The organism is Spirillospora albida, assembly GCF_000718255.1.
Classification (GTDB): domain Bacteria; phylum Actinomycetota; class Actinomycetes; order Streptosporangiales; family Streptosporangiaceae; genus Spirillospora; species Spirillospora albida.
In genome coordinates this window covers 1-637 of the sequence record NZ_JOFJ01000060.1, presented here as the reverse complement: position 1 = coordinate 637, position 637 = coordinate 1, and the positions used below count along the sequence as shown (strand labels likewise).

Annotated in this window: 1 protein-coding gene; it reads right to left on the bottom strand. The window is 73.5% G+C overall.

The window, feature by feature from the left end; genetic code table 11:
* Nucleotides 1-170: 170 nt before the first annotated feature.
* Nucleotides 171-602, bottom strand: coding sequence for a nitroreductase/quinone reductase family protein (locus tag IE99_RS0128500; RefSeq protein ID WP_030177502.1), 432 nt, complete (start codon nucleotides 600-602; stop codon nucleotides 171-173).
* Nucleotides 603-637 lie beyond the last annotated feature (35 nt).

Below are 637 nucleotides of genomic sequence, written 5' to 3'. Positions count from 1 at the left end.
AGCCAGGAGGGGACGCCCTTTCAGGCCCTGCCTCGGCGAGTTTTCGATCTGCTCCGGGGCGGACTGGACGCCGTGCTCGGGGTGGCGAACGGTCCAAGCGGTCGTCGCGGGTCGTGCCGGCGCGGCCCGGCAGGCACCTTCCGTGGCCTGCAGGCAGCGCAACGGGCCGGTCAGCTGGATCGGCGCACCGGGGTGACCAGGACCAGGGGGATCTCTCGGGGGGTCGCGGTGCGGTAGGTCGCGTACGAGGGCATTGCCGCCACCACCGCCGGCCATAGACGGGCGGCCTCGGCCGCCGTGGCGGGGCGGGCGGTCGCCGGCACGGTGGCCTCACCGACCTGGAGGGTGACTTCAGGATCGGCCAGCAGGTTCAGGTACCAGGCGGGATGGCGGTCCCCGCCCGCGTTGGACGCCGTCAAGACGTAGGCGTCCTCGTCGCGCACGTACGTCAACGCCGTCCGGCGCAGCAGGCCGGACCTGCGGCCCCGGGTGGTCAGGAGCAGGTCGGCCATCCCGGGCCGGGGGTGACCGCCGGTCTCCTCGAAGCGGCGGATGTGATCGGCGACCCAGGGGGTCGGGCTGTCGTGGATCGTGTCGGTCATGCGGCGGACACTCCGACGTGGGTGCGGTGCAGGGT